The organism is Geodermatophilus sp. SYSU D01176, assembly GCF_054050015.1.
The window spans coordinates 73,653-87,599 of record NZ_JBJGYN010000002.1 but is presented as its reverse complement, the minus strand read 5'-3'; the positions used below and the strand labels follow the sequence as shown (position 1 = coordinate 87,599).

Here is a 13,947-nt window from a genome sequence, read left to right as displayed (position 1 = left end):
TCCTCAGGCCGGCCGGTCGACCTGGAGGCGCAGCAGCCGCTCGGTCAGCTCGGCGAGCGGCACGGTCAGCAGGAACCGCCCGCCCTCCGACTGCAGACCGGCCTCGCCGACCCCGGCGGCCATCCACTCGGGGATGGCGTCGAGCAGCGCCTCGACGTCGAGGAAGACCGGCCCCTCGCCGGGTTCGGCGTCGGGCAGCGACTCCACCTCGGCCCGGTCCGCGCCGGTCCACAGCGGGACGACGTCGTGCCCGGGACCGTCGGTCCACGGGGCCACCCCGTCCTCGTCGCCCCAGGCCCACAGCCCGCCGGAGGCGGCGAGCTCGTCCCAGACGGCGGACGGATCGGGATCGGTCACAGTGCCTCCTGCGTCGTGCGGGCCCCGGGACGACGACAGCCGCCGTCCGGGAGGGACGGCGGCTGCTGTCGTGCGGAGCCGGGGATGGCGGGCTACTGGTCGTAGCGCCGGCGGAAGCGCTCCTCGAGCCGGTTCTTCAGCGGCTGCCGGCGGGCCCCGCCGCGGCCGCGCCCACCACGGGAGGCCGTCGAGCCACCGGCGGGGGCGCCGGGACCGGCCTCGACCACACCGGTGGCCGAGCGGTAGTTCAGGACGGTGAGGGCCAGCCCGCCGAACGCCACGAGGAAGCCCAGGGCCCCCAGCGGCACCGACGGGATCACCGCGCCGCCGATGAGCGCGGCCATGCCGACGACGAACAGCAGGACGCCCACCTGCAGCTTGCGACGCGCCTTGCCGCGGCGGTCGCCGGTGCGGACCGACGAGGCGAACTTGGGATCGTCATCGACGAGGGCGCGCTCGATCTGCTCCAGCAGTCGCTGCTCGTGCTCGGAGAGCGGCACGTCGACCTCCACGTGGGCCAAAGCCAAGAACCCGACGGCGGTGCCCGCCGTCGGTGACACCGAGGATACGAGCCCTCAGCGGGGTGCGAAAGGCGAGCCGCGCCGGGCTCGCCGTGATCACCCCGGCGGGTGGCCCACGGCCTCGGCGGGGAGACGAACGGGGCCCGGCCGGAGTTCCCGCACCCGGTCGGAGGCCACCTCGCCGGGCGCGGCTCCCCCGCGGCGCCGCGGGTCACCGGGCGCGCTGCCCGTCCCGGTGCAGCAGCGTCGCCGGGCGGACCGCGCCGGCGCCGAACCGGCGGGCGGCCCGGTCGGCGGCCAGCTCGGCCTCCCGGCGACCGCGCTCCCGGGCGCCCAGCTCGAGCTGCCGCGGCGTCTCCCCGGCCCGCACCAGGCGCTCGGCGCGCACGCCGACCAGCCGGATGCGGGCGCGGTCCAGGCCGAGGGCGTCGAACAGGGCGCGGGCGGTGTCGTAGAGCTCCTGCCCGACGTCGGTGGGCACGTCGAGGGTGCGGCTGCGCGTGATCGTGGCGAAGTCGGCGAAGCGGACCTTGACCGTGACCGTGCGCGCCAGCCAGCCGCCCGAGCGCAGCCGGCCCGCCGTCCGCTCGGCGAGCCGCAGCAGCTCCCGGTGGATGACCGCCGGGTCGTCCACGTCGGTGCCGAAGGTCTCCTCGTGGCCGGTGGACTTCTCCGGCTCGTCGGGCACCACCCGGCGCGGGTCGCGGCCCCAGGACAGCTCGTGCAGGTGCGCGCCGGCCGCCGGGCCCACCGCCCGCTGCAGCGTGCGGACCGGGACGTGCGCCAGGTCGCCGACGGTCCGCAGCCCCAGCCGCAGCAGCACCTCCTCGGTCCTGGCGCCCACCCCCCACAGCGCGCCGACCGGCAGCGGGTGCAGGAACCCCATGACCTCGGCCGGCCGGACGACCAGCAGCCCGTCGGGCTTGGCGGCGGTGGAGGCGAGCTTGGCCACGAACTTGGTGCCGGCCACGCCGACCGAGCAGGTGATGCCCTGCTCGTCGAAGACGCGGGCGCGCAGGTACTCGCCGATCTCCGCCGCGTCGCCCAGCCGCCGCCCGGCACCCGAGACGTCGAGGAAGGCCTCGTCGAGGCTCAGCGGCTCGACCAGCGGCGTGATCGAGCGGAACAGCGCCATGACCGAGCGGGACACCTCGCCGTAGAGCGCCATGTCCCCCGGCAGCACCGTCGCCGTCGGGCACAGCCGCAGCGCGCGGGACGTCGGCATGGCCGCGTGCACCCCGTAGCGGCGCGCCTCGTAGGTGGCCGAGGTGACCACCCCGCGGTTGCCGGCGCCGCCGACGACGACCGGCGTCCCGGCCAGCTCGGGGCGGCGGCGCACCTCGACGCTGGCGAAGAACGCGTCCATGTCGACGTGCAGCACGGTGCAGCCCGCGGCACGGGACGACGACACCCCGACCTCCTCTCGAACGCCTGTTCGGCCTGGCGGGAGGACGCTAACGCCCGCGGCGGGACCGCGGCACCTCGACGCGGCGACGTGATCGAGCTGTTGCCGACCGGGCCGTCAGCGCTGGTCGGCGTGGGGGTGTGAGAGCAGGATGGGCGAGGTACAGCACCCCGCAGGGTCGCCGGCCGGTGACCCGGACCCGACGTGATGGGAGACCCATGGCCCTCGACGACGACGACATGACCACCACGGGAGGTCCCGCGGACGGCGGTGCCGACGGCGGCGCAGACAGCGGCGCTGATGGCGGCGCCGACAGCGGCGCGGGGCACGGCCCGGCCGACGGCGGTGCCGCCGGCGGCGGCTCGGACGGCGGTGCCGATGGTGGCGCGGACGGCGGTGCCGACGGCGGCGCGGGCCACGGCCCGGCGGACGGGGGTGCCGCCGGCGGCGGCTCGGACGGCGGCGCCGACGGTGGGGCCGACGGCGGCGCGGACGGTTCCGCCTGACCGAGGACCACACCACGCAGGACCGGCCGGACGCCTGGCCGGCCCTGCGCCGGTGCACCGCGCTCGACCCGCGGGTCTTCGCCGAGGAGTACTGGGCCCGCCGGCCGCTGCTGACCCGCGCCGAGACCGGCGGCTCCTTCGCCGACCTGCTGGACCTCGCCGCCGTCGACGAGCTGCTGTCCCGCCGCGGGCTGCGCACCCCGTTCCTGCGGATCGCCAAGGACGGCGCCGTCGTCGACCCCACGCGCTTCACCACCTCGGGCGGTGCCGGCGCGGAGGTCGCCGACCAGGTCTCCTCCGACGCGGTGCTGCGGCTGTTCGCCGACGGCAGCACCGTCGTCCTGCAGGGGCTGCACCGGCTCTGGCCGCCGCTGATCGAGTTCGCCGACCAGCTGGCCGCCGACCTCGGCCACCCGACGCAGGTCAACGCGTACATCACCCCGCCGTCCTCGCGCGGGTTCTCCCCGCACTACGACGTCCACGACGTGTTCGTGCTGCAGGTCGCCGGCGAGAAGCACTGGCGGATCCACGAGCCGGTGCTGACCGACCCGCTGCGCACCCAGCCGTGGAACGACCGGGCCGCCGCGGTGGCCGCCGCCGCCGAGCGCGAGCCGGTGGTCGACGCGGTGCTGCGCCCCGGGGACGCCCTCTACCTGCCGCGCGGCTACCTGCACTCGGCGACCGCGCTGGGCGCCATCAGCGCCCACCTGACCGTCGGCATCCACTCCGTGACCCGGTGGGCGGCCGCGGAGTCCGCCCTGGACCTGGTCCGCGTGCTCGCCGCCGAGGACCCGGAGCTGCGCCGCTCGCTGCCGCTGGGCGTCGACCTCGCCGACCCGGCCGCGGTGGCCGACGACGTCGCGGCGGTGCTGTCGGCGCTCCGGAGCTGGCTGGACCGGGTCGACCCGGCCGAGGTGGCCGACCGGCTGCGGGCCCGCACCTGGTCGCAGGTCCGCCCGGAGCCGGTGGCCCCGCTGGCCCAGGCGACCGCGGCCGCGGCCCTCTCCCCCGACACCGTGCTGCGGCTGCGCCGCCGGCTGCGCTGCCGGCTGCGCGAGGCCGCCGGGGACCGGGTGACCCTCGTCGCCGGACGGCGCTCCCTGGAGCTGCCCGCGGAGACCCGCCCGGCGCTGGCCGCGCTGCTCGCCGCGGGCGAGCTCAAGGTCGCCGACCTGCCCGGGCTCGACGCCGCGGACCAGCTCACCCTGGCCCGCCGGCTGGTGACCGACGCGATCGCCACCGTGCCCGGTGCGACCGCGGAGGACGATGGGGGGCGTGAGCGCGCGCCCGGGAACGGATCGTGAGCCGGCCGGGTCCCCGGGCGCGGGTGCGCCGGCGTCCTCCCGCGTGAGCGCTCCGGCCGACTTCTGCCGGGTCGCGGCGGCACCGGGCCTGCCCGCCGGCCGGCTCGACGAGGGCCGCTGCTCGGTGCAGGCGCTGGTCCGCGGGGACTCCGCCGTCGCCACCGCCTCGCCGGCTCAGCGCTGGCTGCTCATCGAGCAGCCGGGCCCGTGGGGCGCCGACGCGCTCACCCAGTCCCGCTTCGACCCGGCCGCGGCGCCGCGGCTGGCGCACCGGGCACGGATCGAGGAGGTGCGGGTGCTGCTGGTCCGCCGTCCCGGCGACCGGCTGGCCGACTCGCAGCGGCGCTGGGCCTACGTCGACGGCCGCCCCGGCGCCGAGGGCGTGTGGTGGTCGGTGCGCGACAGCGACGCCGAGCTGGTCGACGTCCCGTGGGACGGGTCGGTCGGGGAACGGGCCGAGCGCCCGCTCTACCTGGTGTGCGCGCACGGCGGGCACGACGCGTGCTGCGCGCTGCGCGGGCGGCCGCTGGCCCGGACGATGCCCGCCGACGACGTCTGGGAGTGCAGCCACCTGGGCGGCTGCCGGTTCGCGAGCAACGTGCTCGTGCTGCCGCACGGCTTCTACTACGGGCAGGTGCCCGGCGACGGCGCCGAGGTGGTCGCCGCGCACGCCGCCGGCCACGTCGCGCTGCCCTGGCTGCGCGGCCGCTCCGGGGTGCCCGCGCCGGTGCAGGCGGCGCAGCACACCGCCCGCGCGGAACTCGAACTGCTCGGGGTCGGCGACCTGCTGCCGCGTGGCGTGCGCCGGCTGACCCCCGCGGGGGCGGAGGTCGAGCGGTGGGTGGTCGTCCTCGCCGGGCCGCACGGCGACGTGGTGACCGAGGTCGAGAGCCGCCCGTCGGAGGGGTCGGCGCCGCTGACCTGCCGGGCGGTGCACGCCGCGCACAGCCGCACCTGGCACGTGCGGCTCCTCTCCGGCGTCTGAAGAAGGACTCCTCTGCAGGGTCCCGTGCCGGGCGTCAGGCCCCGGTGCCGGCCGCTCTCGGCTCGGCGAGGCCGTGCGCGACCAGCGTCTCGTACACCGTCGTCATCAGGGCACCGATCTGGTCCTCGTCGGGTCGGCTGTTCAGAGCGATGGCGACGACCAGCCCGGACTCCGGGGAGTACGCGTGCAGGAGGCGGAAGCCGAGGGTCTCGCCCTCGTAGAACCAGAGGGTGCCCAGGGCGTCGGTCATCTGGGCGACCCCCAGGCCGAAGCCCCTCGGGTCGTCGGGGCTGGTCGCCTCGATGGGCTCCCCCGTCGCCGTCGACACCTGGCTCATCAGCTCGGCCTGCTGCTGCGGCGGCAGCAGCCACCCCTCGTACAGGGCGCGCTCCCAGCGGGTCATGTCGGCCGTCGTGCTCAGGACGGCGCCGGCGCCGCGCGCCCAGGACAGCGAGGTCCGGCTGACGTCCTGTCCCCGCAGCGGGGACAGCTCGGGCTCGTCGGTCCGGGTGTAGTAGCCGGCCGGCATGCGGTCGGCGATCCCCGGGGGGTAGAGGTGCGAGCGGTAGTACGTGTCCCGCAGGCCCAGCGGTACGAGCAGCCGGGCGGAGAGCTGGTTCGCGTAGCCGGTCCCGGTCACCCGCTCGATGACCATCTCGGCGAGGACGTAGTTGGTGTTCGAGTAGCTGTAGCCCGAGGTGGCCGGGACCCCGGCCACGTAGCCGACCAGCTCCTCCGGGGTGAACTCCCGGAGCGGGTCGGCGGCCTGGTCGGTGAGGAAGGCCGGCTGGTCGTCGTAGGTGGGGATGCCGCTGGTCATGTCCAGCAGCTGCCGGATGGGGACGTCGCGCCACTGCGGGTACTGCGGCAGCCACCGGCCGACGGGGTCGTCGATCGAGAGACGGCCCTCCGCCTCGAGCTGCAGCAGCAGCACCGCGGTGAACGCCTTGGTGTTGCTGCCGATCTGCCAGAGGGCGTCCGGCTGCACGGGCACCGATCCGCCGGACTCCGTCGTCCCGGCGCTGACGTCGACCGTCTCCAGCTGGTCCGGGAGGCTGACGCTCACCCCGGCGGCCGAGACGTGCTCCGCCGTCCCGCGCGCCTGCAGGTACCCCTCGAGGTCGCCGCGCAGGTCGTCCGCCAGGGCCGGGTCGGCGACGACGCCCGCCACCGCCGGCGCAGGGGCCGCCGCGGCACCGGGGGCGAGCAGGACGGTGGTCAGGACCGACGCCGCGACGAGGGTGGGGAGGCGGCGTGCTCGTCTGGCGGTCATCACAGCCTCCGCCCTGGCGGGGTGGGACCGCGGGCTCCGGTCGCCGGGCGACTGTCGTCCCGCGGCCGCGGGGCGTCAACACCGCGCGGTCAGGTGAGGGCGCGCCCCCGCGCCGCGAGCAGTGGGATGGCCAGCTCCGTCGCGGTGAGTGACCCGTGGTAGCCGACCAGCCGGCTGGGACCGGGTTCCCGCTCGGTCGCGGTGAGCGCCCAGGTGCCGCGGGCGAGCGCCACGACGTCGCCGATCCGCCCGGCCAGGTCGTCGTCGACCGGGCCGAAGACGCCGCTGGCGATCGCCTCGTCGCGGCCGGCGACCCAGGCCCGCTCGCCGAGCACCTCCCGCCAGCGCGCCAGCAGGTCGGCCTCCGCACCGGGCACGGCGTGCAGGTAGCGGGCCCGCGGTTCGCCGGCCAGCAGGCGGACGTCCTCGGCGAGCTCGGGGGTCGCGTCGAGGTCGAGCCGGGTGCCGGCCGGGACGTCGAGCATCCCGTGGTCGGCGGTGACCAGCAGCGCGGCGTCGTCCGGCAGGCCGTCGACGACCTGCTCGACGAGCCGGTCCACCAGCGCCAGCTGGGCGCGCCAGCTCGCCGAGTCGACCCCGCGCACGTGGCCGGTGAGGTCGAGCTCGGCGGTGTAGCCGTAGACGAGGGTGCGCGGTGCGGCGGCCAGGGACTCCAGCAGGACGGCGGCCAGGTCGCCGGCGCCGACGGTGCCGGTGTAGCGCGCACCGCGGTAGGCGACGTTCGACAGCCCCGACCCGCGGAACGCGTAGGGCGCGACGGCGGCGACCTCGACGCCCGCCTCGGCGGCCTGCTCGAAGACGCTGCGCCGCGTCATCCACGCGGCCGGGTCGGGGTCGTCGGACCACTGGACGTGGTTGAGCGTGCGGTCCTCGCCCGGGACGGCGGTGACGAAGCCGAGCACACCGTGGCTGCCCGGCGGCAGGCCGGTGCCCAGGGTGGTGAGGCTGACCGGGGTGGTGCTGGGGCAGGGGGCGGAGAGGTCGCCGACGGGGGTGGCGAGCCCTGCCAGGGTGGGGGCGACGTCGGCGTGGGCGCGGACCAGGTCGGCGCCGAGCCCGTCGACCAGCAGGACGGCGACCCGGCGGGCGCCGCCGAGCGCGGCGGTGAGGCCGAGCGGGTCCGGCGGCAGGTCGCCGCGCCGCACCGGGACGCCGAGCGCGCTGGCGGCGCCGGGGAGGACGTCGGCGAGGGTGGCCGTGCCGTAGTCGGGCCGCGCCAGATCGGCCGGGAGCGTCACGGCCGGGTCGCGAGCAGGTGCAGCCCGGCGGCGACGTCGCGGTACGGCGAGCTGCCGGCCAGCGCCAGCTCCAGCCGGCGGACCGCCTCGGGGTCCGCGCCGGAGGTGACGTCGAGCAGGTCGGCGACGACGGAGACACCGCGCCAGGTGCCCGGCTGCAGGCCCGCCGCCTCGACCAGGGCGATCAGGTCCTCGGGGGTGAACCGGCGGCGGGCCGGGCGGCGGGCGCGCCCGGGGGCGGGATCGCGGTCCTCGAGCAGGGCCAGCGCCTCGACCGGGTGGCCGGCGACGGCCCGGGCCAGCACCGCGCCGGCCCGGTTGGCCGTGGCCAGGCTGGCGGTGCCGCCGGGCCGCAGGGCGCGGGCGAGCTCGCGCAGGGTGGCGGCGGGGTCGTCGACGACCTCGAGCACCGAGTGGCACAGGGCGAGGTCGTAGCCGCCGTCGGCGTCAGCCGGCACGACCTGGTGCAGCTGGTCACCGTCGCCCTGGATGCCGTGCACCCGTGCCCCGACGCCGGAGTTCTGGGCGCGCCGGTCGAGCGTGGCGAGGGCGTCGGCGCTGGGGTCGACCACGGTGACGTCGTGCCCCATCCGGGCCAGGCGCACGGCGGAGTTGCCGCTGCCGCCGCCGACGTCGAGGACCCGCAGCGGGCGGCCGGCCGCGACGAGGGGGTCGAGAGCGGCCCAGACGGCGGCCGCACGCGGGGGCAGCTGGTCCGCGGCGGACGGGGCGGGGGCAGACGGCGGCACCCGTCGGAGCCTAGCGGCGGTCGGCACCGGCCACCGGTCCGCGCTGGAGCTGCGTCCGACGGTGGCACCGCGGCGTCGCCTGGCCCACCCCGAACCTGCGACGGTGGGGAGGACGGTGGCCCCTCTGCAGGGTCCCGCCGCGAGCCTGCGGGTGGCGGGGGCAGAGGGGCCCTCCGTCAGGCGGTGACCCCGTCGGCCGCCCGCTTGATCTCCTCGATGTCGATGCGGCGCATCTGCAGCATCGCCTCGGTGGCGCGCCGGGCGCGGCCGGGGTCGGGGTCGTTGAGCAGGGTGGTCAGCTCGGTGGGCACGACCTGCCAGGAGACGCCGAAGCGGTCCTTGAGCCAGCCGCACATGCTCTCCTCGCCGCCCTCGGTCAGCCGGGTCCAGTAGTGGTCGGCCTCCTCCTGGTCGGCGCACATGATCTGGAAGGAGATGGCCTCGGTGAACGGGAACTGCGGTCCGCCGTTGAGGCCGACGTACTCCTGGCCGTCGAGGCTGAACGAGACGGTCATCGCGGTGCCCTCGGGCAGGGGCATGTCGGGGCCGTAGCGGGTGACCTCGCCGATCGAGGAGTTCGGGAAGATCGAGGTGTAGTGGGCGGCGGCGTCCTCGGCCTGGCCGTCGAACCACAGGCACGGGATCTGCTTGGGCATCGGGTGTCCTCTCTGGAGGGCGGGGAGGCGACTGCGGCGTCGAGGAGTAGACCGCCGTCCGGCCCGCACGTCATCGGTCGCCGCCGCGCGGGTTGGGCCGGGCCCGGAGCGGACCGCTGTACGCCCGTGGCCCGCGCCCGGGCCGGGAACGGCCACCGGGGTACAGCGCTGCCGGCCCGAGCAGGGGCCCACCCGAGCCGGCGACCGGGGAGGAGGACGGCGGCCCTCCTGCAGGGCCCCGCAGGCCCCGTCCGGAGGCTGACCCCGGGCCTGCGAGGGACGAGGTCCTCCGACGAGTGGCGGGGGGCAGGAGGGTCCTCGTTCAGTGGCCGGAGCTGCCCGGGCTGGAGTGCCACAGCTTGCGCGGCGCCGAGGACGTCCCCCGGCGGGTGGCGTCGCGCCGGGCCACCGTCATCGCGTCCTCCCCCGCGGGCTTGATGTCGGCGTAGGGCGACATCCGGAAGCCCGTGGGGTGCACCAGCACCGGCTTGACCACCACCGGCCGCGATCCGCGCGAGGCCGCCGCCCCGGCGATGGACTCCTCGGTGTACCCGCCCGGGGCGGCCATCTGCTCGGCCACCGCCTCCAGCCCGCCGGCCTCCCAGGCCTCGTGCAGCGCCGGCAGCTCCCACGCGCCGGTGGCCCGCAGCGAGACCCCGCGCGGGCCGGTGCGCCGCAGCACCCCGCGGATCACCAGCAGCCACGAGTGGAAGACCGTCGAGGCGTAGGGCCCCTGGACGTCCTCGAAGAAGGTGGAGTCGGTGCACCCGGTGCCGTCGTCGAGGGTCACGAAGACCACCCGGCGGCCGGAGCGGATCGGCGGCGTCTGGGTGGCCACCTTGACCCCGGCGACCAGCACCTCGGCCCCGCTGCGGCTGCCGAGCAGCTCGCCGGCCGGCACCGCGCCGATCGCGGCGAGGAACGGCCGGTAGAAGTCGACGACGTGCCGGCTGGCGTCCAGCCCGAGCACCTCCAGCTCGGCGCGCACCAGCTCGGCGTCGGTGAACTCCGGCAGCCCGCTGCCCGCGGCCCAGTCCAGGCCGGGCTCCTCCGCCTCGTCCTCACCCGGCAGCTCCAGACCCATGAGGTCGAGGCTGAGCTGCCCGGTCGTGGCGGCCCGGGCGCCGCTGCGGCTCCACCGGTCCAGCTCGCCGATCTGCAGCAGCAGGTCGCGGCGGGTGACCTGCCGGCGGCCGCGGGTGGGCCGGCCGACCTCCCGGTCGCGGACCCCGAAACCGTAGAGGGAGTCGAAGCCGCCGGCGAGCACCAGCCGCTCCACCACCGGCCGGGACACCGACGCCCGGTGCCAGAAGTCGGTGAGCGAGCGGTAGGGCTGCCCGGCGACGATCCGGTCCACCTCGTCGGCGGAGATGCCCTTCACGTCGGCCAGGGACAGCCGGATGCCGTACCGGGACGGGTCGGCCATCGCCGCCGGCATCCACTCGGGCCGGGTCCAGCCCCCACCCTCGACGTCAGGTCCACCCTCAGGGTCGGTGCCGAGGCGCTCGACCCGGTAGGTGCCGGCCGAGGCGTTGACGTCCAGGCCCAGCACCCGGACGCCGAAGTTGCGGGCGTCGTCGAGGATCAGCCGCTTCGGGTACATGCCCGGGTCGTGGGTGAGCACCCCGGCCAGGAAGGCCGCCGGGTGGTGGGTCTTCAGCCACGCCGACTGGTAGGTGGGCAGCGCGAACGCCGCGGCGTGCGCCTTGCAGAAGCCGAAGGAGCCGAAGGCGACCAGCACCTCCCACACCTGCTCGACCACCTCCACCGGGTAGCGCTGCAGCGCCTCGGGCACGAACCAGGCCCGCACCTCCGGGTGCAGCTCCCGGTCGCCCAGCGCGCGGCGCGCCTCGTCGGCCTGGGCCAGGTCGCAGCCGGTCATCTGGGCGACGATCTGCAGCACCTGCTCGTGGAAGACGACCACCCCGGCGGTCTGCTCCAGGTACGGCGCGAGGTCGGGGTGCGGGTAGACCGGGTCCCGCCAGCCGTTCCGGGCCAGCAGGAACGGGGTGACCATGTCGCTCTTCACCGGCCCGGGCCGGAACAGCGAGATGTCGATGACGATGTCCTCGAACGTCTCCGGCCCGAACTTGCCGACCAGCTCCCGCTGCCCGGGGGACTCGATCTGGAACATGCCGAGGGTCCGGGTGCTGCGGATCAGCTCGAACGTCGTCGGGTCGTCGCGCGGGACGGCGTCGATGTCCACGACCTCGCCGTCGACCCGGGCCACCTCGTCGAGGGCGTGCGCGATCGCCGACTGCATCCGGATGCCGAGCAGGTCGAGCTTGAGCAGCCCGAGCTCCTCGACGTCGTCCTTGTCGAACTGGCTCATCGGATAGCCCAGGTAGCTGTTCTCCACCGGGGTGCGGTCGAGCAGCGTGGCGTCGGAGATCAGCACGCCGCACGGGTGCAGCGCGATGTGCCGGGGCAGCCCGTCGAGCCGGGCCACCAGGTCGAAGAGCAGGTCGAGGTCCCCGGTGCCGCCGCCGCGCCGCGAGCCCAGCCGGCTGGCCCGCAGCTCGGGGAGGTCCTTGAGCGCGGCGTGCACCTGGTTGGCCCGGATGTGCGGGAAGGCCTTGGCGACCGCGTCGATCTCGGCCGGCGGCAGCCCGAGCGCGGCGCCGACGTCGCGGATGGCGTGCCGCACCCGGTAGGTGTCCATCATCGAGATGCAGCTGACCCGGTGGGCGCCGAAGCGGTCGAGGACCGCGTCGTACACCTCCATCCGCCGGGCGGACTCCACGTCGATGTCGACGTCGGGCAGCTGGTGGCGCAGCGGGGAGAGGAAGCGCTCCATCAGCAGCCCGTAGCGGATCGGGTCGACGTCGGAGATGCCCAGCAGGTAGGTGACCAGGCTGCCCGCGCCCGAGCCGCGCGCCGCCGCCCGGACCCTCAGGCTCTTGATGAGGTCGACCACGTCGGCGACGGTGAGGAAGTAGGACGGGTAGCCGAGGGAGTCGATGACCGCCAGCTCGTCGTCCAGCCGCCGGGCCACCTCCGCCGTGCGGGCCATCCCCCGCCGGCCCAGCCCGGCCTCGCAGCGGGCGCGCAGCACCGCCGAGGGGCCCATGCCCTGCTCGGCCGGGGTGGTGACCACGTCCAGCTCCGGGTAGCGCACGGTGCCGATGCCCAGGTCGGCCCGGACGTCGACCGCGCACTGCTCGGCCAGCCGGGCGGTGCGCTCCAGCAGCCGCAGCGCCGCGTCGCGGTCGGCGCCGACGAGGTCCGCGGCGACCTCGGCCATCTCCTTGCCCGACTTCAGGTAGCCCTCGGCGGTGCGCCGGTCGACGTGCCGGGTGTCCAGCGGGACCAGCCGTCGGGCCGCGTCCAGGACGTCGGCGGTGGGCGCGTCCAGGGCGTCGACGTAGCGGACCGCGTTGGTCAGCACCACCGGCACCCCCTCCGCCGCGGCGAAGCGCAGCAGCGCCTGGGCCCGGGAGCGGTCCCCCCGGCCGCGGTGGTGCACGACCTCGAGCACCAGCGAGCCGGGGCCGAACACCGCCCGCCAGGCCGACAGCCGGGCGGAGGCCACGTCGGCCCGGCCGGCGGCCAGCGCCCGGCCCACCGGGGAGTCCGGGCCCAGCAGGGCCACCAGCCCGGGCGCGTGCTCGGCGGCCAGCGCCAGCGAGCTCACCGGCTCCCCGCGCGTGCCGCGCAGGTGGGTGGCGCTGGTCAACCGGCACAGCGACCGCCATCCGGCGCCGTCCCGGGCGAGGAAGGTGACCCGCGGCAGCCGCGGGTCGACGCCGGCCCCGCCACGGGCCGGTGACCGGCGTCCGGTCCGGCCGGGGGCGTCGTCCGGTGCGCCCGGACGGCGCGCCCGCGCCCGGTCCGCCGAGTGCGCACCCCCGACCACCGGGGCGAGGGCCGGGGGGACGGTCGTGTCCACCGTGGGCGTCACCGCCAGGTCCACCCCGAACAGCGGGCGCACGTCGGCCGCCCGGCAGGCCAGCGCGAACTTCACCGCGCCGTAGAGCCCGTCGCGATCGGTGAGCGCCAGGGCGCGCATGCCGTGCTCGGCCGCCCGCTCGACCAGGTCGGCCGGGTGGTTGGCCCCGTACTGCATGGAGTAGCCCGAGGCGACGTGGAGGTGGACGAAGGGGTCGGCCGTCACCGCCCGTTCCGGTGCGCGGACCCGCCGACCACCCGGGGGCGTGCGCGCCGGGGCGACTCCGGCGGCGGCGTGTCGCCCAGGCTGTTCTCCACGACGGCGAGGAAGGCGCCCACGTCGCGGACCAGGTCGTCGGCCTCGCGGTCGGTGACCGCGTGGGACAGCCCGGCCTCGGCGGCGGCCCGCTTGGCCGCGCCGGCGGCGAAGAAGGTGGCCCACTCCCCCAGCTCGGGTGCGACCTGGCCGAGCAGCACCCAGGCGCTGCGCGGGCGGCGCCGCCCGGACTCCGGCCGGGTGCGGGCGGCGAGCACGGCGGCGGCGGCGCGCAGCGCGCCGAGGTGGGCGGTGGCGTAGCGCTGCCGGGCGTCGGTGCTGGCCGCCGCCTCGGCGAGCGCCCGCGTGGCCTGGTCGAGGAGCTGGCGGGCGGCCGGCGGCAGCGGCGGGGGCAGGGGCAGCTGGTCGGCCATGACGCGGACGGCTCCCATCAGTCGTGCACCCGCACGAGCGACCAGCGGTTGTCCGCCGGCTCCCAGCTGAGGTCGTAGACGCCGGCGAAGCTCATCCGCGACCGGCCGGCCCGGACCGCCTCGACCCGCCACACCTCACGGCCGGCGACCAGCTCGGCGGAGGCGCCACCGGTCGCCGCGGCACCGCGCTGCCACCACGGGGCGGTCTCCACCCAGGAGTCGAGCAGCTCGCCGACGACGTACCGCGACTGCCCGCGCCAGAACTGCGCCGGCCCGAGTGGCCCGCGCTCGACCTGCACCTCCTCGCCGACCCGCTCGCCGACCCCGCTCAGCACCCGGCTCATGACAGACTCC

At 76.8% G+C, this 13,947-nt stretch carries 13 protein-coding genes; 3 read left to right on the top strand and 10 right to left on the bottom strand.

Features of this window, described 5'->3' with window-relative positions; all coding sequences use genetic code 11:
- Positions 1-3: 3 nt before the first annotated feature.
- The 3 genes from ACI78Z_RS01970 to dinB form a co-directional block, all read right to left on the bottom strand.
- Positions 4-357 carry a hypothetical protein gene (locus ACI78Z_RS01970; protein WP_457034837.1) on the bottom strand — a complete coding sequence of 118 codons (354 nt, stop codon included), beginning with the start codon at positions 355-357 and terminating at the stop codon, positions 4-6.
- Between the two features lie 92 nt (positions 358-449).
- Complete coding sequence (locus ACI78Z_RS01965; RefSeq protein WP_457034836.1) at positions 450-857, bottom strand: DUF3040 domain-containing protein; 408 nt, start codon at positions 855-857, stop codon at positions 450-452.
- A gap of 232 nt (positions 858-1,089) precedes the next feature.
- Entirely contained in the window at positions 1,090-2,289 is a 1,200-nt protein-coding gene (gene dinB, locus ACI78Z_RS01960; protein ID WP_457034835.1) for a DNA polymerase IV, read from the bottom strand.
- 212 nt (positions 2,290-2,501) lie between these two features.
- Between dinB and ACI78Z_RS01955 the strand changes: the two genes are divergently transcribed.
- From ACI78Z_RS01955 to ACI78Z_RS01945, 3 genes are all read left to right on the top strand, one after another.
- Positions 2,502-2,789 carry a BatC protein gene (locus ACI78Z_RS01955; RefSeq protein WP_457034834.1) on the top strand — a complete coding sequence of 96 codons (288 nt, stop codon included), beginning with the start codon at positions 2,502-2,504 and terminating at the stop codon, positions 2,787-2,789.
- 305 nt (positions 2,790-3,094) lie between these two features.
- On the top strand, positions 3,095-4,093 hold the full coding sequence (locus ACI78Z_RS01950; RefSeq protein WP_457034833.1) for a cupin domain-containing protein: 999 nt from the start codon (positions 3,095-3,097) through the stop codon (positions 4,091-4,093).
- A 43-nt stretch (positions 4,094-4,136) separates the two neighbouring features.
- The gene (locus tag ACI78Z_RS01945) at positions 4,137-5,078 is read left to right on the top strand and encodes a sucrase ferredoxin (protein WP_457034832.1); all 942 of its coding nucleotides are present in this window, start codon (positions 4,137-4,139) and stop codon (positions 5,076-5,078) included.
- 34 nt (positions 5,079-5,112) lie between these two features.
- Here ACI78Z_RS01945 and ACI78Z_RS01940 read toward each other — a convergent pair whose 3' ends face one another.
- From ACI78Z_RS01940 to ACI78Z_RS01910, 7 genes are all read right to left on the bottom strand, one after another.
- Positions 5,113-6,351: a serine hydrolase domain-containing protein gene (locus ACI78Z_RS01940; RefSeq protein ID WP_457034831.1), complete on the bottom strand. Its 1,239-nt coding sequence runs from the start codon at positions 6,349-6,351 to the stop codon at positions 5,113-5,115.
- Between the two features lie 89 nt (positions 6,352-6,440).
- Entirely contained in the window at positions 6,441-7,610 is a 1,170-nt protein-coding gene (locus ACI78Z_RS01935) for an alkaline phosphatase family protein (RefSeq protein ID WP_457034830.1), read from the bottom strand.
- Complete coding sequence (locus ACI78Z_RS01930) at positions 7,607-8,359, bottom strand: methyltransferase domain-containing protein (RefSeq protein WP_457034829.1); 753 nt, start codon at positions 8,357-8,359, stop codon at positions 7,607-7,609. The genes ACI78Z_RS01935 and ACI78Z_RS01930 overlap by 4 nt, the downstream gene beginning before the upstream one ends.
- 176 nt (positions 8,360-8,535) lie before the next feature.
- Complete coding sequence (locus tag ACI78Z_RS01925; protein ID WP_457034828.1) at positions 8,536-9,015, bottom strand: VOC family protein; 480 nt, start codon at positions 9,013-9,015, stop codon at positions 8,536-8,538.
- Between the two features lie 322 nt (positions 9,016-9,337).
- Entirely contained in the window at positions 9,338-13,129 is a 3,792-nt protein-coding gene (locus ACI78Z_RS01920) for a DNA polymerase III subunit alpha (protein WP_457034827.1), read from the bottom strand.
- Positions 13,126-13,611, bottom strand: a complete 486-nt coding sequence (locus ACI78Z_RS01915; protein ID WP_457034826.1) for an SAV_6107 family HEPN domain-containing protein — start codon at positions 13,609-13,611, stop codon at positions 13,126-13,128. Before ACI78Z_RS01915 ends, ACI78Z_RS01920 begins: the two co-directional genes overlap by 4 nt.
- On the bottom strand, positions 13,611-13,937 hold the full coding sequence (locus tag ACI78Z_RS01910; RefSeq protein ID WP_457034825.1) for a DUF6504 family protein: 327 nt from the start codon (positions 13,935-13,937) through the stop codon (positions 13,611-13,613). The genes ACI78Z_RS01915 and ACI78Z_RS01910 overlap by 1 nt, the downstream gene beginning before the upstream one ends.
- Between the last annotated feature and the right edge of the window lie 10 nt (positions 13,938-13,947).